The following is a 24,438-nucleotide window of genomic DNA, read 5'->3' as shown; positions in this document are numbered from 1 at the left end:
AGCATTTGCTCAAGTGCCTCGGCGCAGATAGAATGCCGCGGCAACACCTATACCAAGGTACTCCCTTTTCATCCATCGGTGAGGCTGTTGCCATGCTACGCGTAATTGAAGAAGCACTGACGTTCGACGACGTTCTCCTGCTCCCTGCACACTCTGAGGTGCTCCCCAACACGGCCGACCTGCGCACCCGACTGACGCGCACGATCTCCCTCAACATTCCGATGGTCTCTGCTGCCATGGATACTGTCACCGAAGCGAACCTGGCCATTGCCCTGGCACAGGAAGGCGGCATCGGTTTTATCCATAAAAACATGAGCATCGAACAGCAAGCCGAAGAAGTGCGCAAAGTGAAGCGCTATGTGGCCGGTATGGTCACCGACCCGGTTTGCGTGTTGGCTGACAACACCATTGCTGACGTTTTGCGGCTCACTGAGGAAAACGGTTTTGCCGGCTTCCCGGTAGTGACCACCAGCGGTGAGCTGGAAGGCATTATCACCGCCCGTGATGTGCGCTTTGTCACTGACCACAGCCGCAAGGTCAGTGAAGTGATGACCCCGAAAGACAAACTGGTTGCCACCAAAGTAGGCACCAGCCGCGAAGACGTACAAAAACTGATGCAACAGCGCCGGGTGGAAAAGGTGCTGGTGGTTGACGACAACTTTGTGCTCAAGGGGCTTATCACCGTTAAGGATTTCCAGAAAGCCGAACGCAAACCCAACGCCTGTAAAGACGAGCGTGGCCGCCTGCGAGTGGGCGCGGCAGTCGGTGCTGGTGCCGGTAATGAAGAGCGCGTAGCGGCGCTGGTTGCCGCCGGTGCTGACGTGATCCTGATTGACTCGTCCCACGGTCATTCCGAAGGGGTGCTGAGCCGCATTCGCGAAACCCGCGCCGCCTTCCCGGATGTGCAAATCATCGGGGGTAACGTTGCTACCGCAGCAGGCGCGCTGGCGCTGGTAGAAGCGGGTGTTGACGCAGTAAAAGTGGGCATTGGCCCGGGGTCTATCTGTACCACCCGTATCGTCACCGGTGTTGGTGTGCCGCAAATCACAGCCGTTTCCAACGTGGTGGCGGCGCTCGAAGGCAAAGATATTCCGGTGATCGCCGACGGCGGCATCCGTTTCAGTGGCGATATTTGTAAAGCCATCGCGGCCGGTGCCAATCTGGTGATGGTGGGCGGCATGCTGGCCGGTACTGACGAGGCGCCAGGCGAAATCGAGCTGTATCAGGGCCGGGCCTTCAAGAGCTACCGTGGCATGGGCTCACTGGGCGCTATGACCAAAGGCTCGTCTGACCGTTACTTCCAGTCTGACAATGCGGCCGACAAACTGGTGCCAGAAGGCATCGAAGGGCGGGTGCCGTACAAAGGCAAAGTCAAAGACATCATCCACCAGCAAATGGGTGGCCTGCGTTCATCCATGGGCCTCACGGGTAACGCCACCATTGACGACATGCGCACCAAAGCGCAGTTCGTTAAGGTCACCAGTGCCGGTATGGGTGAGTCGCACGTGCATGACGTGACCATTACCAAAGAAGCGCCCAACTACCGCATGGGCTAAGTTTCTGGCGCCGGCTTTGTGCCGGCGCCTTGCTATTTAGAGTAAAAGCCAAATGAGTAAAGACATTCATAATAGCCGCGTGCTGATCCTCGATTTCGGCTCGCAATATACCCAGCTGATTGCCCGGCGCATCCGTGAAATTGGCGTCTACTGCGAACTGTGGGCCTGGGACGTCAGCGAAGCGGACATCCGCGAATTTAACCCTGACGGCATCATTCTTTCCGGTGGCCCAGAGTCGGTACATGCCGACGGCAGCCCCCGCGCACCGGAGTACGTTTTCAATGCTGGCGTGCCGGTACTGGGGATCTGCTATGGCATGCAAACCATGGCTCATCAGCTTGGCGGCGCAGTGGAAGATTCCATGGAACGCGAGTTCGGTTATGCACAGATTGAAGTGCTGGCCGACAGCCCGTTGACTCACGCTATTGAAGACGCTGTGAGCCACGACGGCAAAGCTCTGCTGGACGTCTGGATGAGCCACGGCGACAAAGTGGTCGCCATTCCTGATGGTTTTACCACCGTGGCCAAAACCGACAACTGCCCTTACGCCATCATGGCCAACGAGAGCAAGCGTTTCTACGGTGTGCAGTTCCACCCGGAAGTCACCCACACCCGCCAGGGCAAGCGCATGCTGGAACACTTTGTGCTGAACATCTGCGGCTGTGAAGCGCTGTGGACAGCCTCCGCCATCATCGAAGATGCGGTAGCCCGTATCAAAGAACAAGTGGGCGACGACGAAGTGATCCTTGGCCTCAGCGGTGGTGTCGACTCCTCCGTGGTGGCGATGCTGGTACACCGCGCCATTGGCGATCAGCTCACTTGTGTCTTCGTCGATAACGGCCTGTTGCGTCTCAATGAAGGCGAACAGGTAATGGAAATGTTCGGTGACCACTTCGGCCTGAACATCATCAAAGCCGACGCCGAAGAGCGCTTCCTCAGCGCCCTTGAAGGTATTGATGAGCCGGAAGCCAAACGCAAAACCATTGGCCGGGTATTTGTAGAGGTGTTTGACGAACATGCCAAGAGCATGAAAAACGCCAAGTGGCTGGCGCAAGGCACCATCTACCCGGATGTGATTGAGTCGGCAGCGTCCAAAACCGGCAAAGCCCACGTTATCAAATCGCATCACAACGTTGGCGGCCTGCCGGAAGACATGAAAATGGGGCTGGTGGAACCGCTGCGTGAACTGTTTAAGGACGAAGTGCGCAAAATTGGCCTGGAGCTGGGCCTGCCTTACGACATGCTCTACCGCCACCCCTTCCCGGGGCCAGGCCTGGGCGTGCGAGTGCTGGGCGAAGTGAAAAAGGAATACTGCGACCTGCTGCGCCGCGCCGACGCTATTTTCATCGAAGAGCTGCACAAAGCCGACCTCTACCACAAGGTCAGCCAGGCCTTTGCCGTATTCCTGCCGGTGCGTTCGGTTGGTGTTATGGGTGATGGCCGCAAGTACGACTGGGTTGTATCCTTGCGTGCCGTCGAAACCATCGACTTCATGACCGCCCACTGGGCTCACCTGCCATACGAGCTGCTGGGCAAAGTGTCGAACCGTATCATCAATGAAATCGACGGCATCAGCCGCGTCGTTTACGACATCTCCGGCAAGCCGCCAGCGACCATTGAGTGGGAGTAATCCTGCTAATAAAAAGCCCGCCGAAAGGCGGGTTTTTTATTGGATGTGAGTTGTCAGTGTTTGGCATTTCTTTCGGGCTGCTTTAACGCTGGTGATTCCTTTGTTGCCGGTAATACTCGGGCCGTCTAGGCCCTCGCCCTTACGGGCCATTGTCGCTGCTCTCCGATGTTCAAATCTGTTCCTGACAGATTTGTCGCAGTGGCGGGCGAGGCACTTTGTTTTCGCACAAAGTGCCCAAAGGCACCGCCCATGTTTCGCTTAATCTTCGTCTCTGGTCGTTCCCTGGCCACCGGTTCATACGCGCTCCCAGCACGTATTCACCTGCCTCGACGTCCTGTCTCGGCTGTCCATCCACTCCCGCCGTCTCAGCGCTTCACTTAACGGGCTCCGGGGTATCACCCATAGGATGTGAATGCAGGAAATAAGATCTGCTGCTTCGTCCCGTAGTTGGTAAGAGCTTGATATACAAAAAGGCTCAAAGTGGGTGTTCTGCTGAGTTCTCCGTCCATGTTATGCGGTGACTTTGCTTATACCGTCTACGAGATGCTTGGTTGAAAGCTTTCCCTGGCGGCTTATTCCGGCTCGCATGTCCTGTGCTCGCGCTCAGCAGCAGCGACACCGTGCTTTTCTGTACAAGCCTATTCCTGACGCGTCTTCTGCTCTTTACCAAGTTGACCGCTGACCTCCTTGCCTCAAGCAAGCTACCACTTTTGACAACAAGGCGTTCCAGTAAAAGGTCTGCAGAGCTAATGGCTTCGTTATGGCTTTGATTTTATTGTGGTATCGGAGTGGATGTCCCATGTTATTGTTGATAATGATGTTTAGCTCGGCGGAACGAGCGGGTGAGCGCGAGCTTCATTCTTTTGCTGGGCGCACTTATTACTTAGATGTTTGGAGCCTCTATGAAGGAGCTAATGGAAGAGACCTTTCGTATTCGCGAACTGGAAATATCGATCACTTCACGCTGTACCCTCGCTTGCGCCCATTGTGGTTTTTTGGTTCCCCAACAGCCTGCGCCATCTATTGGCGAGCCCGTAGAAGAGATCATTGAGGCGCTCAGTAATCTTTTCGCCGCAGGAGTCAGAGTTAAAAGCCTAGCCATCTTAGGAGGGGAGCCGACTATCAATGGCCGTTTGTTAGAGCGTGCATTGAGTGGAATTTCTGCTGTTGGGATTGCAGAGCGTTTAGAGGTAGTTACCAATGGCCTGACGCCACGTGGTCTAACCAAAAGCTCGTTACGCCATATTCATCGATTAAGTGTCAGTGTCTATGGACTAGGCGACGCAATTCTGAATCGCTATCGCAAGTGGATGTCCCTTGTTGCTCCGCATGTGGAGCTTATTTTCCGGATGAATGAGGAGGGTTGGGACCCGTGGGGAAATGAGCGCGAAGTCTCGGCCACACAAGCCCAGGCGATGTTTGATAGTTGTTGGTATCGGCGCCACTGTGTCACGGTGGAGCGTGGCCGACTTTTCGTTTGCTCTCGTATCGCAAAGCTTTCAAGGGACGAAGAAGGTCTGGCTATAACGGCAGATACTACGCTTGAGGATATTCGCGGGTATATGAGTCAAAAGCTGTTTTTACCTGCCTGCTCCACCTGCACGCCGATGATGGGACTTGAGTTGGTTCCTGCGGGAGTGCAGCCAGATGATCGTATTCCTCGTCTAGAGGCGAAAGCAATTGAGTGGCTTGATGCCGAAATTCGAAGCGCGGAGGCGAGAATCATATGAGCCAGTGCGCGGAAGCTCTCTTTAGAAGTGTTGCGATCTGTGTTGGCGGTGTTCCTGGGGCAGGCAAGACTACCCTGCTACGCGCACATGTCGAATGGGAAATGCGGGACATGCAAGTGACGGGATCATCTATTGTGAAGTCGATTATTGCACCTGCATCTGTAAACGATCTGGATAGTTGGGATCCTGAACGTCGACAAGCCGTGCGTGAGCAATCGATTCAGGAGTTGCGCCGGATTCAGAGCCAATGTCAGGGACGCTTGCTTGTTGACGGACATTTCACCCTTCGAAATAGAACTACGGGTGTCCTTGAGCCCATCTTTACACCTGAAGATAAAGAATTTTTTCAAGCCCTTGTGATCATACATCCCCAGCCTGAGGCGGTGATAGCGCAACGAGAAAACGATGGGCGTGCGCGTGGCAATGAGTCAATCGATGATATCTCTGCTCATCTTGAGGTTGAGCTGCGTGAGGGGCGCTGGCTTGCCAGAGAAATGGGTGTTCCATTGCTCGAGCTGGCTGAATGTGAACTGCCCCTGCGGTTGCACGCTATGACTAAATTCCTCAATAAAATTGCCCCATTGGGTGCGTTATGAAGCTCGGTTTGCCGCCTTTGACGGACAAAGTCTTATGCGAGGAGTTGGAAAAGTACATGCCCTTGCGTGATGGACATGCTTTGGGAGTTTGTCTCGTCTTGGATGCTGACCGGACACTTTGTATCGAGGATACAGGGCTGCTTGTCGGGCGATCGCTTGGGATAGATATCTCAATTCGACAAACGTTTGAACAGTTAGGCTACAAGGATGAGGCGTTTACTGCTGTTTCCAGCCTTTGGTCTACCGTTCATACGGAGACGTATGTATCCGAGCTTGAACGCGTAGCTGATGCCATTCGATTGAGGGCCTGTTGGCAGGAGATCCTTAGCACTCTTGCTGACCAAGTGCCCATCATGGTTGTGACCGCTGGTATCCCTCAAATTTGGCGCCGCACCTTATCAAATGCAGGTCATGACCGAATTCCTGTATTTGGAGGCTGTCATCAGGAGTTAGATGAATATGTAATTTCTGCTAGGTCTAAGGGCGATATTGTGAGCGCACTCAGAGACCTAGGATGGATAGTTATTGCTGCTGGCGATAGTTGCGTCGACCTGCCAATGCTTGTTACTGCAGATATGGCGTTGTTCGTACCCGACTCCAAAGGCAGCCCTGCTTTGCGCTGCGAATTGGCTGGAGTACCCTCTGTCCGTCATCTTCTTGTAGATGACCGGCGTTTTGACGAGTTTCCCACATGCACGGCTGCTGAAGCGGCCAAGATGATCCTTCAGGGAGGAAAATGGAGTGCTGATTGACCATTCAGACAAAACAATGATGCGTTTGCTTGTCAATACGACACGGCAAGCTGATCTGGCTGGACCTGCGTTGGCTGAAGCGCACCGTAACGTCGGGCGGAGTTTGGCTGGTTCAGTTGCTCAGCATCTTCTACTAGAAGATGTCGAGATTAATCACGTTGCTGGCATTTCGACAGGGGTCAGGGTGAAGGTAGAGAGTGAGCCCATCGTTGTGGCGGTTATGAGGGCCGGCCTTTTTGTAGCGGAGGGAGTTTGGTCCTCCTTTTCCGGAAGTTCTCTTGTGCTTCATAGCGAAGGTTCAAGTCTGGAAGACTTGCCCGCTAAGGGGCGCGTCGTAGTTATAGTCGACAGTGTAATCAACACAGGGCAATCAATCCGAGAGATTCTGAGTTCACTAATGGCTCTTGAGCCTTCGAGCATAGTCGTAGCAACACTGGTGGCTTACCGCCACAATCTAGAAGTGCTAGTGGAGGAGTTTCCTGCTGTGGATTTCCATGTCGCCCGGGTATCCGATCGTTCTTACGTTGGCAGAGGTTCTACTGATACCGGCGCTCGGCTTTTTGGCACGACTAGTTGGAAGTGCGAGGCTTGAGTAACGACTCAGAAAGCTGTACTCGACAGACATGAGCGAGAAAGATATCCATCTTCTGAGTTACGAGATCAACGGCATCAGCCGCGTCGTTTACGACATCTCCGGTAAGCCGCCAGCCACTATCGAGTGGGAATGATGGTTGTATGAAAAACCCCGCAAAGCGGGGTTTTTTATGGCCAGAGTTCAATACCCCAGTGGCGCACCAGCAGGGCAAAAAGGGCAAAGCAGACCATGGTCAGCAGGGCGCTGGCGCCGAGTGTCAGCCAGAAGCCCAGGCGTGGTAACAACGCCGGAAATAGCAAAAACATGGGTAGGGTCGGCACCACGTACCAGAAGGTATACCAGGCGTGGTTGGCGATTTTTTCCGGTGATTGTTTTTCCGTATAAAGCCATATCAGCGTCAGTACGGTCACCAGCGGCAGGGCTGCAATCAGGCCGCCGAATCTGTCGCTGCGTTTAGCCACTTCCGATACCACCACAACCAGTGCCGCGGTGATCAGGTATTTACTGATAAGCCAGCCCATGCTAAGCCCCCTTCTGAAAAAATGCCGCGCTATGCTAACTCATCTGCCGGAGGTTGTATCAGCAAAGGAGGCTCAGCCGTGATAGCCGCTGGTGAGCTTCTATACTGCTAAAGCGTTATCCAACAAAAAGGAATTCGTTATGCGTTATCGCCTTACTGCTTTTGCACTGTTGTTGGGGCTCTCTGGTCTTGCCGCAGCCGGTACCCACTGGGGCTATGATGGCAAAGAAGGCCCCGAGCACTGGGCCGGGTTGTCTGCTGACTATGCCATGTGTGGTATGGGCAAAAATCAGTCACCGATAGATGTTGCCCGCAGCTTTTCGGCGCAGTTACCGACACTGATGTTGAATTACCATGCCGGAGGGAACGAGGTTCTCAATAACGGCCACACCATCAAAGTAGACTTTCAGCCGGGCAGCGCCTTTAGCGTTGACGGCCACAGTTACGCTTTAAAGCAGCTGCACTTTCACTCGCCCAGTGAAAACACCATTAATGGCCGCCATTTCCCCATGGAAATGCACCTGGTTCATACCGATGAAAACGGTGCTCTCGCTGTTATTGGCGTGATGTTTACCTACGGTCAGGCCAATGCTGCACTGAAGAACATCTTTCGGCAGATGCCGACAGCTGCCGGTGGGAAAACCATGCTGGAAAAACACGTCGACGCCTCGGCCTTGCTGCCAAAAGATACTGCCTATTACGCGTTTTCCGGCTCACTTACCACGCCACCGTGTTCAGAAGGTGTTAGCTGGTTTTTATTAAAAGAACCCATTACCGCCAGTAAAACGCAGATCCGAGCCTTTATGGATGTGATGGGCCACCCCAATAACCGGCCAGTACAACCGCTCAATGCCAGAATGGTAGTTGGCAACTAAGTGAGTATTTCTCGTGATAAAAAGCCGCCCACTGGGCGGCTTTTTCATGGTGTACCCAGTATTTTGACCGGGCTTTAAAGCCCTGCTCCTTAACCCTTTCCATACTTGGTGAGTGTTCTTTTGAATATTGACTAAGAGTCGATTGCGGTGTGACTGAGCATTTAATGATTAGCAGCTATGTTGGTTCACAGCATCCAGGCATAAAAAAGCGGCCACATTGGTGGCCGCTTTTTACTGGAACACGCCTTTAACTACAGGTGGTGTCGTTGTGGTGATCGGTACATTTCGGGTAAGCCGGTTGTGGCGGGAAAGCCGGCGTCCAGGCTGGTGGTGGCGGCAGGTGACGCGGCGCTTTGGCGATGTTGTGCATCATCATGTTGATGGCCGTTTGCAACTGCTTATCAACGCCATGGTTGAGGTCACCCGCTTCGTTGTGCACTGTGACATCCGGTGACACGCCGATATTTTCGACGATCCACTGGCCATTGTTGCCGTACATGCCGTCATCAGACACCACCAGGGAACCGCCATCCAGCAGCGGGAAGGGGCCGTCCAGGCCGCGCACGCCAGCCCAGGTACGGCTGCCGATGGTAGGGCCAAGATGGTCCACCTTGAACATGTAGGCAAAGATGTCACCGTCTGAGGCTGAACCGCGGTTGATCAGCGCCGCCATGTAGCCGTTGAAGGCGTTGGGGGTCGGGTTTGCCCAGCCGTAGCGGTTGGTAAACATGCCCGCCATTTGCCGATGAATGCGGTCAAAAATGAAGGGGTCAATGAAACCGCCCAGGTTCCAGCGGTCATCGAAAATGATCGCTTGCTTGCGGGTCTGGCTATAGTACTGGCGCACAAACTCCTGCATCCCTTCGGTTTCCATGTCTTTGAGATAGACATAACCGATTTTGCCGCCAGAAGCCTTGTTCACTACCTCGCGGTTGTGGGTTATCCAGGCTTCCAGGCGCAGGTTGTTACCATTGGCCACCGGATTAACGTTGATGGTCCAGGCATCCTTACCGGACGCATGGCGTGACAGGCGCAGTTGCACGGTGCTGCCAAAGGTGCCGTTGAGTAGGGCGTAGGGGTTGGTGGGGGCTTTTAACGGCTGGCCATTGATCGCCAGAATATAGTCGCCCTCAGCCACTTTTAAGCCCGGTTGACCCAGCGGTGACTCATAGCCCGGTACGGTGTTGTCGCCCTTGTAAATCTTGGCGAGCCGATAGCGGCCAGAGGCTTTATCAAGGGCAAAATCAGCGCCCAGATCGGCGGTGGTAGTGGCCGGGCTTTTCCAGCCCTGATCGCCGCCGAAGACATACATGTGGCTTTCACCTGGGGTGCCAATCATATTGGCAATCAACCAGTTCACATCATCACGGCTGGCGGCGGTAGGCAGCAGCTTGCGATAGCGTTCACCAATGCTGGCCCAGTCAGACTTAATGAGCTCCGGGTTTAAGAAGTAATCGCGCACATCACGCCAGGCTTCATTAAAGATGGTGCCCCATTCGGCATGTGGCTCAACCCAGCGGCGCATATGCGCCAGGCTCAAGGCCTCGGCTTTGGCATGGCTGTCAAAGTTGGCTGGGTGCAGCTGCCACTTGCCTTTGGCCTGATAGAACAGCGTGGAATGGTCCGCTGACAGCTCGGCCTCTTGTACGCCTTTGACCAGGGTTTCGGCTTTACGTTTATCCAGTGAGTAAGCCCGTAACTCGGGCACTTCACCGGTCAAAGGCCCAGCCAGGTTTTCATTGGGGTGAGTAAGGTAGAACACCACACCCTTGGCGGCAAAAACGCCGGAGATATTGGTGTCAGGCACCGGCAGGCGTACGGCGCGGCTCATCAGGCCGTTAAGGTTGATGTGCAGTGCCTTGGCCTTGTCTTTACCCTTATCCTTGCCTTTTTTGTCGTCCTTCTTGCTGCTGTCGGCCACCGGCTTTGGTTGGCGTGGCGCCAGAGGAGAAACCGTGTTGTTAGCCAGGGTGGTGGCATAGAGGCCGGAGCTGTTCAGGCTGGCCATGGTTTCGTCAAAGTTGGACAGCGTTGGGTTAACCACCCGGTCAGAAGCGAAATACAGGTATTTACCGTTATCGGAAAAATACGGGCTGTAATCGCTGAAGCGGCCAGCAGAGACGCTATGCAGCTGGTGCGCTTTCACGTTGTAGAGGAACAGGCCACTTTTACGGGTCTGGAGGGTTTTCGAGAAGCTCAGCCAGTCGCTGCCCGGTGCCCAGGCGAGGTCAGTAAAGGTAAAACGGCTGCTGTGGTCGGTGGCCACTTTATAGCGTTTAGTGCTTTGGACATTTTGCAGCCACAGGTTCTGGTTGGAATCCACATAGGTGATCCACTTGCTGTCCGGGCTCCAGGTAACCGGCCCCTGATAGCTGATGTCATGGCTGTGGGTCAGCAGCTTCGGTGCGCCACCGGCGGCGCTACGAATGGCAATTTCGCTTTGCTTGCCTTTGGCATAGATATAGGCGATGTGCTTGCCATCCGGTGACCAGGCTGGCTGACGCTCATCGGCGGCCGGGTCGTGGGTCAGGGTTTGGATGCTGCCGTATTTGGCCGGTACGGTAAAAAGGGCGCCACGGGCAGAGAACACTGCCAGTTTACCGTCGGGGGCAACACTGGCACTGCTCACCTGATGCGAAGCATCAACCCAGTGGGGCTGGGTGCGGGTGCCGTCCAGGGGCACGGTCACTTTGATATGTTGCAGTTTATTGTCGCCCAACTGGTAGACATACAACTGGCCTCCGTCAGAGAAGGCAATGGCGTTATCGCCTAGCGTCGGCGCGTCGATATCGTAAGTGTCAAAGTGGGTGAGCTGGCTGAAATGCTGGCTGGTCATGGAATACGACCAGAGGTTTTGTACGCCATGCTGGCCGCGATCAGAGGTGAAATACAGCGTGTCGCCGTGCCACATCGGCCAGACATCAGCCCCTTTCCAGTGGGTAATTTGCTCGGTTTTGCCGGTGTTGAAGTCGTAGGTCCAAATGTCCTGAGCCTGGCCACCGTAATAGTGCTTGCGATGGAAAGGGCGAAAAACCCGGCTGAGCTTGTTATACGCCACTTCGTGGCCATTACTGGCAAAAGACAGGGGGCCGGTCCAGGGCAGCGGTAACTCGGTTGGCAAACCGCCACCAACCGGTACTTTAAAAGCGTGCATCACCTGCGGGTTAAAGCTGTCGCGGCGAGACAGGAACACCACATCTTTGCCATCCGGTGTCCAGCCCAGCACAGTGTTGTCGGGTGCTGGCCTCAGTTTGTCTTTGCCGATTTTGCTGTTGATGGAGTGATAGGTCAGGCGCTTAACGGCGCCGCCCATGGCGGGGATGATGTAAACATCCGTGTTGCCCTGATACCAGCCGGTAAAGGCAATCCATTTGCCGTCAGGGGAAAAATGCGGTGCGGAGTCGTAACCGCTGTCAGAGGTTAACTGTACGGCCTGGCCGCCAGACAAACTGGTGCGCCACAGGTGGCCGCCAGCGGCAAAAACCACTTCATCACCGTGTACGGCCGGGTAGCGGATCATCGCCTGTACGTTGTCATCGGTAACCGGTTTTTGTGCACAGGCCTGTGCCGATAACAGCGCTGTCAGCGCTGACGCAATGGCGGCGCCTGTGAATACCCTTGGCTTAGTCATAAAACCATTCCTTTTGGTGTAGCCGACAGACGCTCGCGCGCAGTCGGCTTAATCATTGAGGGTGTTAGTGCGGCTTAGGCTTTAGGGGCAGGGCCTTTGACCGCCGTTACAAAGTCATCCGGGCGGATGTACTTGGCGTAGGCTTGTTGCACGTCTTTGGCGCTCAGGCGGTAGTAGGCTTCAGCTGCCTGATGCATGGCATTGAGCGGTTTGCCTTCTTGCGACAGCCCCAGTAACTGGCGAGCAATGGCACCAAAGCTGGACTCACCCAATGGGATCTGGCGCAGCATAATGCCCTTGGCCTGCTTCAGCTCCACCGGCGTGACGGGTTCTTTTTGCATACGTTTGAGGTTGCTGACGACCAGATCGCTGGCTTGCGCCACTTTATCCGGGTCACAACCAAAGCGTACCGAATAGCCGCCACGGGTTTTCGACAGGTTAAAGCCAGAGCCGACGGTGTAGACCAGGCCGTATTTTTCCCGCAGGTCACGGTACAGGCGTGAGGCATAGAAACCACCACCGAGCACTTTATTACCCAAATACAGGGCGTAGCGAGCCGGATCGTGGTCGGTCACTTGTACCATCTGCGCCATATCGACACTGTCTTGCACGGCGCTGCGGTTCGGGGTGTTGAATTGTGCCGCTTTGTTATTGGGCACGGCCGGGTAATCGATATTCGGCTTCGGCCCTTTGGCCTGCCAGTGGCCAAAGTATTTGCTCACCACAGCCTTGGCTTTTTCTGGCGTGACGTTACCCACCACGACGATGGTGGTCATGTCTGGGCGGAAGGTGTTGGCGTAGTACTGCTTGATGTCGCTGTACTTCAGGCCCATTACGGTTTGCGGCGTGGCGTGGCGCAGCGCCGGGTCACCTTTGGGCAGCAGCGCGGTTTTCAGGTGCAGGCTGTTGATGAAACTTGGCGATTGCATCAGCCCGGCCATCATGCCCGCGGTCTGGCGCTGCACAATCTTGAAGGCGCGCTCCGGCAGGGCCGGGTGCAGTTCATTGGCGGCCAGCAGCTTCATGCCTTCATCAAAGTGCTTGGCCGGGGTGGCCAGGCTGAAGTCACTACCGGCCGACTCGTGGGCGGCGATGCTGTCGAGTGCCGCCTGGAATTGCAGGCGGTTAGTGCCTTCAGGGCCAAAGCGGAACAGGCCGTCCAGTACGTTGGAAATGCCTTCCTGGCCGGGTTTGGCCTGCATATCTTCGTTGGTGTTGATACTACCGGAGATGTAGACGGTATTGCTCACCGACTCCGGCTGCACAATGACCCGCAGGCCGTTAGCCAGGTGAAAGTCAGCGGGTTTAATGGTGGATTGCGGCACGCTCAGCTTGGCAAAAGAGGCCTGGGCCCATTTGGGCAGCGTTACCGCACTGTTGGGGCTGGAGGCAAAGCTTTCGGCGCCACCAAAGCCTTTGCTGGCAACGGCCTTGCCTGAGCTGGCTGGGGTCAGGGTGGCGGTTACTGCCGGTTGCGAGAAAATTTTCGCGGCCATGGCGTTCACCTCGGCAGGTGTCACTTTGGCTATGGCGTCACGGATCTCGGCCGGCGAGCTTAACTGTTGCTGCACCAGGGCATCAGACCAAGCATTGGCAAGGCCAGCCACTGAGTTTTTCGCGTACTCGAGGTCAGCGATGGCTTTGCGTTTGGCGGCCGCTACCAGGGCTGGGTTGATCCCCTTGCTGGCGGCGTTGGCAACAATGCTTTGCATGCGCTTATCAATGGCGCTGACATTACCGCCTTTGGGGAAAATACCAATGGCATAGCCGATACCGGCGTGCGGCAGGAATTGGGTGCTAAAAGCCCCTGCCAGGGCGGTACCATCCATGCCCATGCCTACTAGGGCGCCACGTTTGGAACCCATGGCTTCACTCATCACCAGCGCAGTGGCGTAATCGGCGTCACGCAGGCCCGGCATCCGGTAGGCGCGAACTTCAAAACCGTACGGTGTGTCAGTATCCATGGCTACATGCTGGGCTTTGACCGGCTGGAAGTGAAACGCCGGCTGTTTGGGCACCGCTTTGCTGGGAATGGAGGCAAACAGTGACTTCACCTCTTTGAGGGTCTTTTGCGGGTTCACATCACCGGCAATCACCAGTACCGCATTGTTGGGCGTGTACCAGGTGTCGTGATAGTGCTTCAGCGCCTTGGCGGTGGTTTTATCAAAGGAGTCACGGGTACCCAGCGGCGTATGTTCGTATGGGGTGCCTTTATAGAGGTTCTGGCGCAGTTGTGTCAGAGCCTTGAATACCGGGCTGGACATGTCGCGGGATACTTCCTGCTCAATGGCGCCACGTTCGTCTTCCCATTCTTTGGCTTTCATATTCACCGAGCGCATGCGAATGGCATGAATACGCAGTGCCACGTCCAGATCCTGCTTGGGCACGGTGAAGTAGTAACGGGTGGAGTCTTCGCGGGTTTCGGCATTGAAATTGCCGCCCATGTTGGCGGCCAAGGCCGAGATCTGATCTTTACTCAGCCCTGGGCTGCCGCGGAACATCATGTGTTCTACAGCGTGAGCGGTACCGGGAAAGCCTGCCGGCACGTCGTTACCACCGGCGCGGTAGTTGACCTGGGTGGTGACCACCGGCGCCAGTTTGTCTTCAACAATTACCACCCTCAGGCCATTTTTCAGTGTGGCGCGGGTGACATCCTGATCATGGGCCTGGGCACTGCCCATGGTACCCAGGGCCAGCGCGATAGTGCCGGCCAGCGTTGCCAATTGCTTCATGTATCCATCCTTTTGTTACTGAAAGGATCGCCGAGAGGGGAAGCGATTCTCAAAGTTGGCGCAGTGCACATGCAGCTGCGCTTATTTGTGATACACCTCTGGCGTCTGCAGTAAAAGGCTGAAGCGGTCTGTAGAAATATCCTGAAATGTTTTTATACTCAAATGCAACATTTTAATTGCAACTGGCTACATGTGGGCGGTTATTGCCAGTGGTCATGGTCAGGAATGCTTTAAAAGCAGAGTACAACGCAGCAACTTTTATGATGGCTTCTAAGATAAATTTGCTATAGTAGAGCGTCATAAATAGATGCTTTTATGGATAGGGAATGGGCTCAGTAGTTTTCATTGTCTTTGTGTTATGTGGCATTTATGTACAAAATCGCGGCGTTGTTCAGCATGGTAAATTGCTCCGTAAAATTACAGATCATGCTAATTTGCTTGCACCTATAAATTGTGTTTTCTATTTGTTCTCCAGTATTAAAAACACTCCCTTTGTTGATGTTAAAAACTTCCCTGAATTAAGAGTGATTGATGAAAACTGGGAGATGATTCGTGATGAAGCGTTATCTCTTAATGCAGCAGCACAAATTAAAGCATCAGACGATCTTGATGATCTGGGTTTTAATTCTTTCTTCAGGACAGGCTGGAAACGATTTTATTTGAAATGGTATGGTGGCACCAATTTAAAATCTGCTCAGCAGCTTTGTCCAAAAACGGTCGAGTTATTATCAACAATTCCAAGTGTAAAGGCTGCTGTTTTTACGATGCTACCACCGGGCTCTCGTCTCGGTGAGCATAGAGATCCTTACGCTGGCTCTTTGCGTTACCATCTGGGCTTGGTTACGCCAAACTCAGAAGAGTGCAATATAGTAGTCGATGGTCAAAAATATTGCTGGAAAGATGGTGAGTCAGTTATTTTTGATGAAACCTATATTCATCATGCGGAGAATAATACCAATGAAAACCGAATTATCCTCTTTCTAGATATTAAAAGACCAGTGAGATTTGTCATTATTGACTGGTTTAATGAAATATTGTCCTATACGCTAATGGCGGCATCTGCCACTAAAAATATGAAGGGCGATAAAGTTGGTGTTATAAATAAAGCGTTTCATTATGTTTTTAAAATTAGGAATTGGGTTAGAAAGTTAAAGGGAATCAATAAACCACTTTATAACTTTATTCAGTATGGCTTTTATATTGGAATGATTTTCCTTATATTTTTCTGAGTTATTTGCATATTGCTTTTTTCATATTGTTATGGATTTGCAGTATCCAATAGAGTTGTCTTTTGTCACTAATTTTCATCCATGTTGTTAATTTTTAAAATATGATAAAAGTAACAATATAAAACGAATCCGATATTTCGACGAGTGGCTCGGCACGCTCTTAAAGAATGTCTTTACTGACAGCTGTAACGAAAGCTGTCGTTGAGCTGGCGGGGCAAGATAAGGGTTTTAATGCCAGCCTGGCGAGCGGTAGTACACAGGCGCTGGCGGGCATTGCTGTCGTTTCGGTACTGGCTGGCGTATTCGATATTAAAAACGGGCTTTTGTTGGCGCAAAAAGGGCGCTAATAAATCACATTCGCCTAGGCTGAAGCAGCTTTCATTAATGGCAAAATCCACATAATCCACCAGTTCGGTTACCTGCTGGAGATCGTTTTTCAGCCCCACCGACAGGCCCAGTTGGTGGGCGCTGTTGGCCAAGGTACGGTTAAAGCGCAGCTGGTCACTGTCATCAATATTAAAGCCGCTGCTTTGGCTGTAACCGTCGCTATTGTCCGGGTCTACGCCATCGCAGCCTTTGTCGGCTGCCAGTTGCAGCCGCGCTTGCATCAGCGCCAGTACCGCCGGTGAGTTGATGTTCAGCCAGTACTCGTTGGGCCAGTTAGCCAGTGCATAGCCAATATCGGCAGTGCGGAACTGGCTCGCATCAGGCCGCCAGTTTTCCCAGGTGCCGGCCGAAAAGTAGCAGATCACCTGCCGGCCCGAAGCCTGCAAATGCTGGATCTGAGCCGCTGTGGTATCAAACAGATCAACGTCGTAGAGCGCCACCTGGTATTGGCTGTTAAGGGGGCCGCTGAGCTGAATTTGCCAGTCGGTATCGGGTGTTGGGCGTAGCCAGCGCCCCTCGGTTACCGGCGGTGGGCCAAAATCAGTGGTGTTATTGGCGGTATCACTGCCGGTGCCTTTACAGCCTACCAACAGCAATATACTTAACAGTCCGATTTTCTTCATGTGCATGCCCGCCGCTGCCACCGTAACAAGCCTAGCCGGGGGCGGGGATTTTGTCTTGACTAAACAGCAGCGCCTGTAACTGACTGAGTGAGGCCACTTCATGGTCAGGTTTTACCCCCTCTGGGCGGGGCGCGCCGTCGGCATTGAGCCAGCAGGTTTGCAGGCCGGCATTTTGGCCACCTTTAATGTCGGCGTGCGGATTATCGCCAACCATCAGTACGCGCTGGCGCTCAGGCTCACCCATGGCGGCCAGGGCGTGATCGAAAATAGCCTTGTCAGGTTTGGCAACGCCAACCTGCTCGGAAATCACCAGAGCATCAAAATGCGTCGCCAAGCCGGTGCGTTCCAGCCGTGTTTGCTGCAATTCAGTAAAGCCGTTGGTGATAATAGCCATCTGCACCCGACCTTTAAGGGCATTAAGTAACTCATGGGCGCCGGGTAGTGGCTGGCAAATATCGGCCATGGTTTGAATAAAGGCACTGTTGAGAATGCCGGGGCTGATATCCAGCTGCGCCCCCCAGTGGGCAAAACGGCGGTGTTGCAGCTCGCGTGCACTGATCTGACCGTCCTGGTAGGCCTGCCACAGGGGCTGGTTAATGGCTTGGTAGTCCTGGTAATGCTGTTCGGTAAAGTGAACGCCAAAATCGGCAAACAGGGTTTGCAGGCCGCGAAAGGCATCGAAGCGGAACAGGGTTTCGTCGGCGTCAAAGATGATCCATTGGTAAGGCATAAGGTCAGTAGCGGTCTGGGTGTAGAAAGGGGGCAAAGGCCAGTGTTAGCGCCAGTATGTAGGTGCTTTCTCGGGTTGCCTGATGGCCGGTTAGCAGGCCAATGGCGCCACATTGCTGCTTGATGTTGCTGGTACCGAACAGCCGATCCATGACGTCACCGAGCTCTTCGCCGGCGGCCAGCGCCTGATAGACACTCTCTGGCAGCGGCAGGCTGGCGCTGCGGCCAACCGAACGTTGCTTGGCATCGGCAATCGCCACGTAAGCAAAGGTCGCCGGGCCATCGGCCAGTTTATCGACACCACCTTCAATGGCCACGTAAAAATCGGCCGCCTTGTGCTGCTGGCAATAATGCAGCCGGTTCAGAGCGCCCTGGCGGGTGTCGGCATCACTCATCGGTTGGTCCGGTACTCCCGAGGGGGCGTCGATGCCCTGACAGGTAATACTGCTGTCGGGGAAAAACGCCGCCAGGGCTGTCTTGGCGGCGGCGATTTTTACCGGATTGGTGGAGCCCACCACAATGGTTAAGGACGTGCGCATAATCACTTGTCTGGCTGAATCTGGCCCAAGCTTATCGCAGCCGTGGTGCTGGCGGCCAGCCACAGACGGCGTATTGCTCTGACAAAAAAGCCCCCGAATGGGGGGCGTTTTATCAGTAACCTTTTTTGTCAGTAGCCAATGGCGGCCCCCTGCGGGCGCCGGGCATCACTGGCACCGTAGTAGAAGCCGGGGCGAATTTTCCCGGATACGGATGCGTCAGATACCGTTGAATCTTTACCTTTAAACATGCCGGGCAGGCCTACCATGATGGCTTCAGCAGCGCCCCAGGGCGGTTGTTCAACCATCTTGTAACCGCGCTGGCGCAGGATCTTCAGAGTATCGGGCGACAAGCCGCGGGTTTCATAAAATACCGCGTCCGGCAGCCACTGCATGTGAATACGCGGGGCATTGACGGCCTGTTGCATATTCATGCCGTAATCAATCACGTTCATCACCGTGTTGAGGGTAATGGTGATGATCCGCGAGCCACCGGGCGAGCCGACTACCATGAAGGTTTTGCCGTTTTTGGTGACGATGGTCGGAGACATGGACGACAGCGGCCGTTTACCCGGGGCAATGGCGTTGGCTTTACCCTGCACCAGCCCGAACATGTTGCGGGCGCCCACTTTCGAGGTGAAGTCGTCCATTTCATCGTTCAGCCAGAAACCGGCACCGGGTGCCATGACGCCGCCACCGAAACGGCCATTGATGGTGTAGGTGGTCGACACCGCGTTACCGGCCTGGTCAATCACCGAATAGTGGGTGGTTTGCGGCTTTTCATGGGGCGGTGTACCGGCGGCTAGTGCTGATGACGGCGTCGCTTTGACCGGGTCGATATGTTTACGGATCTCGGCAGCATAGGCTTTGCTGAGCAAGCGCTTTCTGGGGATCTGTACATAATCCGGGTCACCCAGCAGGCTGTTGCGGTCAACATAGGCATGGCGCATGGCTTCAACGGTGTAGTGCACCGCATCGGCAGAGCCGTAGCCCATGGACTTGAGGTCATAACCCTCAACAATGTTGAGGATCTCGCACATGGTAATACCGCCGGAGCTGGGCGGTGGTGCTGAAATAAAGTCATAACCCCGGTAGCTGCAACGCACCGGGGTACGTTCCTTGGCTACGTAATTGGCAAAGTCTTTAGCGCTGAGGTAGCCACCGTTGGCCTGGGCCGCCGCGGCGATGGTTTTCGGTAACTGGCCTTTGTAAAAGGCATCTGGGCCGTGCTTGGCAATGGCTTCAAGGGTCTTGGCCAGGGCTTTTTGTACCAGTCGGTCACCGGGTTGCAGTGGTGAACCGTCCGGGCGCAAAAAGATTTTTTTTGCCTGGGCGTCACCGCGCATTTTGCCGAGGCTGGTGTCGATAACGTCAGTGTCGCCGCGGGTCAGAATAAAGCCGTCGCGAGCCAGTTTGATGGCCGGGGCCATGATCTGCGCCCGGGTCAGCTTACCGGAGCCGTATTTTTTCAGGGCCATTTCCATACCGGCTACGGTGCCGGGCACGCCTACGGCGCCCCAGCCAAGAGTGCTGGCGTGGGGGATCAGGTTACCGTTTTTATCCTGATACATTTTGGCGCTGGCTGCGGCCGGGGCCATTTCCCGAAAGTCGATAAAATGGTCGCTACCGTCAGCCAGGTGCAGGGTCATAAAACCACCACCGCCGATGTTGCCACAGCAGGGGTTGACCACCGCCTGGGCATAGCCAACAGCCACGGCGGCATCAACGGCATTACCACCCATTTTGAGAATTTTCACGCCGGCTTCGGAGGCCAGTTTCTGGGCCGATACCACCATGCCATGGCGGGCTTCAACCGGCGGCAAAGAGGCTGCCCGAACGGGCAAAACAGAGGCAAACATCAGAGCCAGCAGGGGGCTCAACAGCAAATGTCGCATACGGATCATGATCGGTCCCTGTAGAGAAAGTCCCCCCGTTATATCAAGGCCAATGGCGTGATGCCATTGGCCGGAGATCGCATTTGCTCCAGTCTGTGACTCAGACCAGTTTCCAGCGCAGTGTTTCACCGGCGCGCAGCGGTACGATAACGTCGTCGCCAAAGGTCAGAGTCTGAGGGGCAGTCCAGGAGTTTTTTTCCAGAGTGATCTGGTCAGGGTTCCGGGGCAGGCCGTAGAAGTCGGCGCCGTGAAAGCTGGCAAAGGCTTCCAGTTTGTCGAGTACGCCCAAGTCCTCAAAAATTTCTGCATACAGCTCAATGGCGGCATAAGCACTGAAACAGCCGGCGCAGCCACAGGCACTTTCTTTGGCGCCGCGGGCATGGGGCGCTGAATCGGTGCCGAGGAAAAATTTATGTGAACCGGATACCACAGCGTCTTGCAGCGCCTGCTGGTGCAGGTTGCGTTTCAATATGGGCAGGCAATAGAGGTGCGGGCGGATACCACCGACCAGCATATGATTACGGTTATAGGCCAGGTGCTGGACGGTAATGGTGGCACCGACGTTATCACCATGGCTTTGTACAAACTCGGCGGCATCACGGGTGGTAATGTGCTCTACCACCACTTTAAGTTGCGGGTGGCGGGCCACCAGCGGTGCCAGCACAGTGTCCAAAAAGGCTTTCTCGCGGTCAAAAATATCAACATCACTGTGGGTGACTTCACCATGGACCAATAGCGGCATATTGCACTCGCTCAGGGCGCTGCATACCGCATCGAGCTTACCCAGGTCGGTAACACCGGAGTCGGAATTGGTGGTGGCGCCGGCCGGATACAACTTTACTGCCACCACCTGGCCGCTGGCCTTGGCAGCGTGGATCATCTCGGGGGTAGTGTTATCCGTCAGGTACAACACCATCAGCGGCTGGAAGTGTGTTGCCGCTGGCCGCTGCGCCAGAATACGCTGGCGGTAAGCCTCGGCCTGTTCGGCGTTGACCACCGGCGGTTGCAGGTTCGGCATGATGATCGCCCGGCCCATCTGCCGGGCGGTGGCTGCAACAGTATCAGCCAGCACGGCACCGTCACGCAGGTGCAGGTGCCAGTCGTCAGGGCGGGTCAGGGTCAGGCGGTCAGTCATGGCAGTCTCGGGCAGGTAAAACGTCTCGCTATTCTAGCGCAGCGGCGCGCCGGCCTGAATAAAAAACCCCGGCATGGCCGGGGTCAGGGTCAGTCGTTGTGGTTGTATAAATGCACATCCCGTTGTGGGAAAGGGATTTCGATACCTTTGGTATCGAACAGCTTTTTCACCTTTTCCTGGGTATCAAAGAATACCGGCCAGTAATCGGCGGCATTGACCCAGGCCCGCACGGTAAAGTTCACCGAGCTGTCAGCCAGCGCCGACAGCACCACCATGGGTGCCGGTTCGCTGAGAATACGCTCATCGGCGGCCAGCACTTCGCGCAAGGTGCTCTTGACGGTATCAATGTCCGAGCCGTAGCCAACACCAAACACAAAGTCGACCCGGCGGGTAGCTTCAGCGCTGTAGTTGGTCAGGCTCTCGTTGGACAGCTTGGCGTTAGGGATGATCACCCGCTTGTTGTCCGGCGTGGTCATGATGGTGTTGAAGATCTGAATTTCCTTGACGGTGCCGGAATGACCGGCGCCTTCAATGAAGTCTCCCACCTTGAAGGGGCGGAACAGCAAAATCAGCACACCCCCGGCGAAGTTTGCCAGGCTGCCTTGCAATGCCAGGCCAATGGCCAGGCCGGCGGCACCGACTACCGCAACGAAAGAGGTGGTGGCAATACCCACCAGCGATGCTACGGAAATCAATAGCAGCACTTTCAGGCTGATGCCGCTCATGCTGCACAGAAAATGGCGCAAGGTGATTTCCACACCGCGTTTTTCCAGGGCCTTGTCCATGAGCTTGGTAACGCCGCGGATCAGCCACAGGCCAACCAGCAGTACAATAATGGCCAGCACCACCTTGGGGGCGTAGGCTATGACCAGCTCAATGGCGCGGTCCGCGTATTTGTCCGCGTCTTGCAGAGTTATCATGTTGTCGTTTCCTTCGTCAGTGCGGTTATTAAATGCAGTTCACCCAATCTTGCTGTCGGCGTCAACTGCTGGTCAGCAGCGGGCGTCCATCAGTATAATTGCCGGTGATGAATACGTCTGAACAATCTCGAGACCATTACTGGATGCGCCAGGCCATGGCATTGGCCGAGCAGGCGGCTGCGGCTGGCGAAGTGCCTGTGGGGGCGGTTGTGGTGCTGGATGAGCAACTGGTGGCGGAAGGCTTCAATCAGGTGATCACCCGCAATGACCCCAGTGCCCATGCAGAAATGCTGGCCCTGCGCGCTGCGGGCGCCAAGCTTGGCAATTACCGGCTACTGGATACTACATTGTATGTCACTCTTGAACCCTGCGCGATGTGTGCCGGCGCCATGGTGCATGGCCGGGTACGGCGTTTGGTGTTTGGTGCCTTTGATGCCAAAACCGGTGCCGCCGGTTCGGTGATGGACATTACCCGCCACCCGCAGTTGAATCACCAGCTGGCGGTGCTTGGTGGGATCTTGGGTGATGAGTGTGGGCAGCGCCTTAGCGCCTTCTTCCAACAGCGCCGGGCAGAAAAAAAGGCCCAGAAAGCTGCTCAGACACCTTCGCCGGATTGATCCTGAATCAAGGCATATACCCGGGCACGGTGTAAATTGCGCCGGTGGTGGCGCTTGCGTTGCAGGTGGCGGCGCCAGTCGTGACCACGGTTTGCCGCCGCAGTGTTGTTGGTGCGCTTTTTCATTGCAGCTCCTTCTTCAAAGGCTATTCGCTGCCAGCCTAGCCCCACTTTATGACGATTTTATCTCATTCATCCGGCGCTACCTTGTCGTCTGGCTGGTCGTCCTGCTGCGCCACTTGTTGCTGTTCCTTGTTTTGCTGCTCGCTACGCTGCTGGTCAAGCCAGACCAGGGTTTCATAGTAACGGCGGATGTTATCCACATATTTGACCGGCTCATCGCCGCGGGCATAGCCGTGGCGGGTTTTGCTGTACCAGGCCTTTTTACGTAACAGCGGCAGGTTTTCTTTCACATCGGCCCAGGCGTTAGGGTCACCACCACGAGACTGGGTAATGCGCCGGGCATCCAGTACATGGCCCTCGCCAACGTTATAGGCGGCCATGGCGAACCAGATGCGTTCATCGTCGGGAATGCTGTCTGGCAATCGGTCATAAAGAATATGCAGGTAAGCAGCGCCGCCACGAATGGCCTGTTTCGGGTCCAGGCGGTTATCAATGCCCAGATAGTCAGCGGTATCCAACGTCAGCATCATCAGCCCGCGTACGCCGGTAACGGAGGTGGCACTGGGATTCCAGTGTGACTCCTGGTAGCTCATGGCGGCCAGCAGCCGCCAGTCAAAGCTTCCAGAGTACTTTTTAAAATCCTGACGGTAGCGCGCCAGTTTGTGGTCGGCGGCACGGATGAATGAACGGGTGTCGACATAATCGAAGGTACGTACGTGGCCGAAGTATTTTTCTTCCAACCGGGCTATGACCCCTTCTTTGGCCATTTCCCCGAAAAACTCAATAAGCGCCGCGTAAAGGCTGTCATCGTTGGTTTTGGCAAAGGCCCAGGCGACCGGCTGCTCCTGAGCCACAGTGAAGCCAACCATCAGATCCGGGTAAAAACGCCGGTTCAGCGCCAGGTTATTGGAGTCGGCAATGGTGTAGTTGAGGTTACCGGCCAGCACCTGCTGCAAAAGTTCGTCCGAGTCCATGTCGGAGGTTTCGGTCCACTTTAAGTCCGGGTGCTTTTTGGCGGCCTTGGCCAGTTGCTCGGCATGGGCGGAAAAGGCCATGACCATCAGGCTGCCGTGCAGGTCGTCAAAGTCACGGGGGCGGGGGTTGCCACGTTTATACACCAGCTTTTGGCTGACCGCCTCGTAAGCCGGGGAAAAACGAAAATGCTTGCGCCGTTCCGGGGTCACGGTCAGGCCGGCGGCTAATAGATCGTACTGGCCCTGCTCCAGTTTCGGGAACAGCTCGGCCAGCGAATAGCTGGGTTTGATCACCAGTTTGACGCCGAGATAATCGGCAAACATGGCCGCCAGTTCATAATCCAGGCCGGCCGGGCCGTTGGCCCCTTCATAATAGGTGGTGTCAGAATAACGGGTGCCGACCCGCAGCTCGCCACGGCTGAGGATGCGTTCCAGTTGGTTGCTCTCTTCCGGCGCCCGCGGCGTCTGATCCTGGCAAGCGACCAGGATGAGCAGCATGATTGGCCAGAGGCCTCGCTTGAATCTGGAGTTCATGATCATCTGCTGGCGTTTATAACAGATGTTAGTAAAAGCACGAAATTCGACCCTTGTCTCGATGGGAAAGCAAACGTTTTTCCTCTATAATCCCGGCCCCGAGAATTCCCTCGTTTTGCC

Annotated in this window: 20 protein-coding genes and 1 pseudogene; 10 read left to right on the top strand and 11 right to left on the bottom strand. The window is 55.0% G+C overall.

Translation table 11 applies throughout. The features are described 5' to 3' along the window. Positions 1–92 precede the first annotated feature (92 nt). The 7 genes and pseudogenes from guaB to WDB70_RS10130 form a co-directional block, all read left to right on the top strand. Positions 93–1,556 (top strand): IMP dehydrogenase, encoded by a 1,464-nt coding sequence (gene guaB, locus WDB70_RS10160; protein WP_406663957.1) that lies wholly within the window; start codon positions 93–95, stop codon positions 1,554–1,556. A 52-nt stretch (positions 1,557–1,608) separates the two neighbouring features. Continuing rightward, entirely contained in the window at positions 1,609–3,186 is a 1,578-nt protein-coding gene (gene guaA, locus WDB70_RS10155) for a glutamine-hydrolyzing GMP synthase (RefSeq protein WP_406663955.1), read from the top strand. A gap of 914 nt (positions 3,187–4,100) precedes the next feature. Beyond that, complete coding sequence (locus tag WDB70_RS10150; RefSeq protein WP_406663953.1) at positions 4,101–4,916, top strand: radical SAM protein; 816 nt, start codon at positions 4,101–4,103, stop codon at positions 4,914–4,916. Further along, a complete protein-coding gene (locus WDB70_RS10145; protein WP_406663951.1) occupies positions 4,913–5,512 on the top strand; it encodes an AAA family ATPase in 600 nt (199 codons plus the stop codon). The genes WDB70_RS10150 and WDB70_RS10145 overlap by 4 nt, the downstream gene beginning before the upstream one ends. Then, positions 5,509–6,264 carry a hypothetical protein gene (locus WDB70_RS10140; protein WP_406663949.1) on the top strand — a complete coding sequence of 252 codons (756 nt, stop codon included), beginning with the start codon at positions 5,509–5,511 and terminating at the stop codon, positions 6,262–6,264. Before WDB70_RS10145 ends, WDB70_RS10140 begins: the two co-directional genes overlap by 4 nt. Positions 6,265–6,280: 16 nt before the next feature. Continuing rightward, on the top strand, positions 6,281–6,856 hold the full coding sequence (locus WDB70_RS10135) for a uracil phosphoribosyltransferase (RefSeq protein ID WP_406668068.1): 576 nt from the start codon (positions 6,281–6,283) through the stop codon (positions 6,854–6,856). A gap of 64 nt (positions 6,857–6,920) precedes the next feature. After that, positions 6,921–6,992: pseudogene (locus WDB70_RS10130) on the top strand (hypothetical protein); the annotation flags it as partial. A 34-nt stretch (positions 6,993–7,026) separates the two neighbouring features. Here WDB70_RS10130 and WDB70_RS10125 read toward each other — a convergent pair. Beyond that, complete coding sequence (locus WDB70_RS10125; protein ID WP_406663947.1) at positions 7,027–7,380, bottom strand: DUF3147 family protein; 354 nt, start codon at positions 7,378–7,380, stop codon at positions 7,027–7,029. Between the two features lie 139 nt (positions 7,381–7,519). On the opposite strand from WDB70_RS10125, the gene WDB70_RS10120 reads away from it, so the two are divergent. Further along, positions 7,520–8,254, top strand: a complete 735-nt coding sequence (locus WDB70_RS10120; protein WP_406663945.1) for a carbonic anhydrase — start codon at positions 7,520–7,522, stop codon at positions 8,252–8,254. A 247-nt stretch (positions 8,255–8,501) separates the two neighbouring features. Here the strand turns inward: WDB70_RS10120 and WDB70_RS10115 are convergent, their stop codons facing one another. Together WDB70_RS10115 and WDB70_RS10110 are read right to left on the bottom strand one after the other, a co-directional pair. Continuing rightward, entirely contained in the window at positions 8,502–11,885 is a 3,384-nt protein-coding gene (locus WDB70_RS10115) for a PDZ domain-containing protein (protein WP_406663943.1), read from the bottom strand. A 74-nt stretch (positions 11,886–11,959) separates the two neighbouring features. Continuing rightward, the gene (locus tag WDB70_RS10110; protein ID WP_406663941.1) at positions 11,960–14,617 is read right to left on the bottom strand and encodes a M16 family metallopeptidase; all 2,658 of its coding nucleotides are present in this window, start codon (positions 14,615–14,617) and stop codon (positions 11,960–11,962) included. A 326-nt stretch (positions 14,618–14,943) separates the two neighbouring features. Here WDB70_RS10110 and WDB70_RS10105 point away from each other — a divergent pair, with 326 nt between their 5' ends. Continuing rightward, on the top strand, positions 14,944–15,846 hold the full coding sequence (locus tag WDB70_RS10105) for an aspartyl/asparaginyl beta-hydroxylase domain-containing protein (protein WP_406663939.1): 903 nt from the start codon (positions 14,944–14,946) through the stop codon (positions 15,844–15,846). Positions 15,847–16,019: 173 nt separating this feature from the next. On the opposite strand, the gene WDB70_RS10100 is transcribed toward WDB70_RS10105, so the two are convergent. From WDB70_RS10100 to WDB70_RS10075, 6 genes are all read right to left on the bottom strand, one after another. Next, positions 16,020–16,856 (bottom strand): endo alpha-1,4 polygalactosaminidase, encoded by an 837-nt coding sequence (locus tag WDB70_RS10100; RefSeq protein WP_406663937.1) that lies wholly within the window; start codon positions 16,854–16,856, stop codon positions 16,020–16,022. A gap of 31 nt (positions 16,857–16,887) precedes the next feature. Next, positions 16,888–17,586, bottom strand: coding sequence for a pyrimidine 5'-nucleotidase (yjjG, locus tag WDB70_RS10095; RefSeq protein WP_406663935.1), 699 nt, complete (start codon positions 17,584–17,586; stop codon positions 16,888–16,890). A 4-nt stretch (positions 17,587–17,590) separates the two neighbouring features. Continuing rightward, entirely contained in the window at positions 17,591–18,124 is a 534-nt protein-coding gene (gene yjjX / locus WDB70_RS10090; protein WP_406663933.1) for an inosine/xanthosine triphosphatase, read from the bottom strand. A 128-nt stretch (positions 18,125–18,252) separates the two neighbouring features. Further along, positions 18,253–20,016, bottom strand: a complete 1,764-nt coding sequence (ggt, locus tag WDB70_RS10085) for a gamma-glutamyltransferase (RefSeq protein WP_406668066.1) — start codon at positions 20,014–20,016, stop codon at positions 18,253–18,255. A gap of 100 nt (positions 20,017–20,116) precedes the next feature. After that, complete coding sequence (pyrC, locus tag WDB70_RS10080) at positions 20,117–21,151, bottom strand: dihydroorotase (RefSeq protein ID WP_406663931.1); 1,035 nt, start codon at positions 21,149–21,151, stop codon at positions 20,117–20,119. An 89-nt stretch (positions 21,152–21,240) separates the two neighbouring features. Then, a complete protein-coding gene (locus tag WDB70_RS10075; RefSeq protein WP_406663929.1) occupies positions 21,241–22,071 on the bottom strand; it encodes a mechanosensitive ion channel family protein in 831 nt (276 codons plus the stop codon). 107 nt (positions 22,072–22,178) lie between these two features. Here WDB70_RS10075 and tadA point away from each other — a divergent pair, with 107 nt between their 5' ends. Then, entirely contained in the window at positions 22,179–22,688 is a 510-nt protein-coding gene (gene tadA, locus WDB70_RS10070; RefSeq protein WP_406663927.1) for a tRNA adenosine(34) deaminase TadA, read from the top strand. Here tadA and WDB70_RS10065 read toward each other — a convergent pair. Together WDB70_RS10065 and mltF are read right to left on the bottom strand one after the other, a co-directional pair. Beyond that, positions 22,667–22,813: a hypothetical protein gene (locus WDB70_RS10065; protein ID WP_406663925.1), complete on the bottom strand. Its 147-nt coding sequence runs from the start codon at positions 22,811–22,813 to the stop codon at positions 22,667–22,669. The genes tadA and WDB70_RS10065 overlap by 22 nt on opposite strands. 62 nt (positions 22,814–22,875) lie before the next feature. Next, positions 22,876–24,318 carry a membrane-bound lytic murein transglycosylase MltF gene (gene mltF / locus WDB70_RS10060; RefSeq protein WP_406663923.1) on the bottom strand — a complete coding sequence of 481 codons (1,443 nt, stop codon included), beginning with the start codon at positions 24,316–24,318 and terminating at the stop codon, positions 22,876–22,878. Between the last annotated feature and the right edge of the window lie 120 nt (positions 24,319–24,438).

The organism is Gallaecimonas aegicerasi (assembly GCF_045291545.1).
GTDB lineage: Bacteria > Pseudomonadota > Gammaproteobacteria > Enterobacterales > Gallaecimonadaceae > Gallaecimonas.
The sequence above is the reverse complement of the archived record's forward strand: the minus strand, read 5'-3'. Positions and strand labels throughout refer to the sequence as shown.

Coding starts and splice junctions, on each gene's coding strand:
- mltF (WP_406663923.1), bottom strand. CDS start 24,318: ATGAACTCCAGATTCAAGCGAGGCCTCTGGCCAATCATGCTGCTCATC.
- yjjX (WP_406663933.1), bottom strand. CDS start 18,124: ATGCGCACGTCCTTAACCATTGTGGTGGGCTCCACCAATCCGGTAAAA.
- WDB70_RS10125 (WP_406663947.1), bottom strand. CDS start 7,380: ATGGGCTGGCTTATCAGTAAATACCTGATCACCGCGGCACTGGTTGTG.
- ggt (WP_406668066.1), bottom strand. CDS start 20,016: ATGCGACATTTGCTGTTGAGCCCCCTGCTGGCTCTGATGTTTGCCTCT.
- WDB70_RS10120 (WP_406663945.1), top strand. CDS start 7,520: ATGCGTTATCGCCTTACTGCTTTTGCACTGTTGTTGGGGCTCTCTGGT.
- WDB70_RS10140 (WP_406663949.1), top strand. CDS start 5,509: ATGAAGCTCGGTTTGCCGCCTTTGACGGACAAAGTCTTATGCGAGGAG.
- yjjG (WP_406663935.1), bottom strand. CDS start 17,586: ATGCCTTACCAATGGATCATCTTTGACGCCGACGAAACCCTGTTCCGC.
- WDB70_RS10105 (WP_406663939.1), top strand. CDS start 14,944: ATGGGCTCAGTAGTTTTCATTGTCTTTGTGTTATGTGGCATTTATGTA.
- WDB70_RS10075 (WP_406663929.1), bottom strand. CDS start 22,071: ATGATAACTCTGCAAGACGCGGACAAATACGCGGACCGCGCCATTGAG.
- pyrC (WP_406663931.1), bottom strand. CDS start 21,151: ATGACTGACCGCCTGACCCTGACCCGCCCTGACGACTGGCACCTGCAC.
- WDB70_RS10065 (WP_406663925.1), bottom strand. CDS start 22,813: ATGAAAAAGCGCACCAACAACACTGCGGCGGCAAACCGTGGTCACGAC.
- tadA (WP_406663927.1), top strand. CDS start 22,179: ATGAATACGTCTGAACAATCTCGAGACCATTACTGGATGCGCCAGGCC.
- WDB70_RS10145 (WP_406663951.1), top strand. CDS start 4,913: ATGAGCCAGTGCGCGGAAGCTCTCTTTAGAAGTGTTGCGATCTGTGTT.
- WDB70_RS10150 (WP_406663953.1), top strand. CDS start 4,101: ATGGAAGAGACCTTTCGTATTCGCGAACTGGAAATATCGATCACTTCA.
- guaA (WP_406663955.1), top strand. CDS start 1,609: ATGAGTAAAGACATTCATAATAGCCGCGTGCTGATCCTCGATTTCGGC.
- WDB70_RS10135 (WP_406668068.1), top strand. CDS start 6,281: ATGATGCGTTTGCTTGTCAATACGACACGGCAAGCTGATCTGGCTGGA.
- WDB70_RS10100 (WP_406663937.1), bottom strand. CDS start 16,856: ATGAAGAAAATCGGACTGTTAAGTATATTGCTGTTGGTAGGCTGTAAA.
- WDB70_RS10115 (WP_406663943.1), bottom strand. CDS start 11,885: ATGACTAAGCCAAGGGTATTCACAGGCGCCGCCATTGCGTCAGCGCTG.
- WDB70_RS10110 (WP_406663941.1), bottom strand. CDS start 14,617: ATGAAGCAATTGGCAACGCTGGCCGGCACTATCGCGCTGGCCCTGGGT.
- guaB (WP_406663957.1), top strand. CDS start 93: ATGCTACGCGTAATTGAAGAAGCACTGACGTTCGACGACGTTCTCCTG.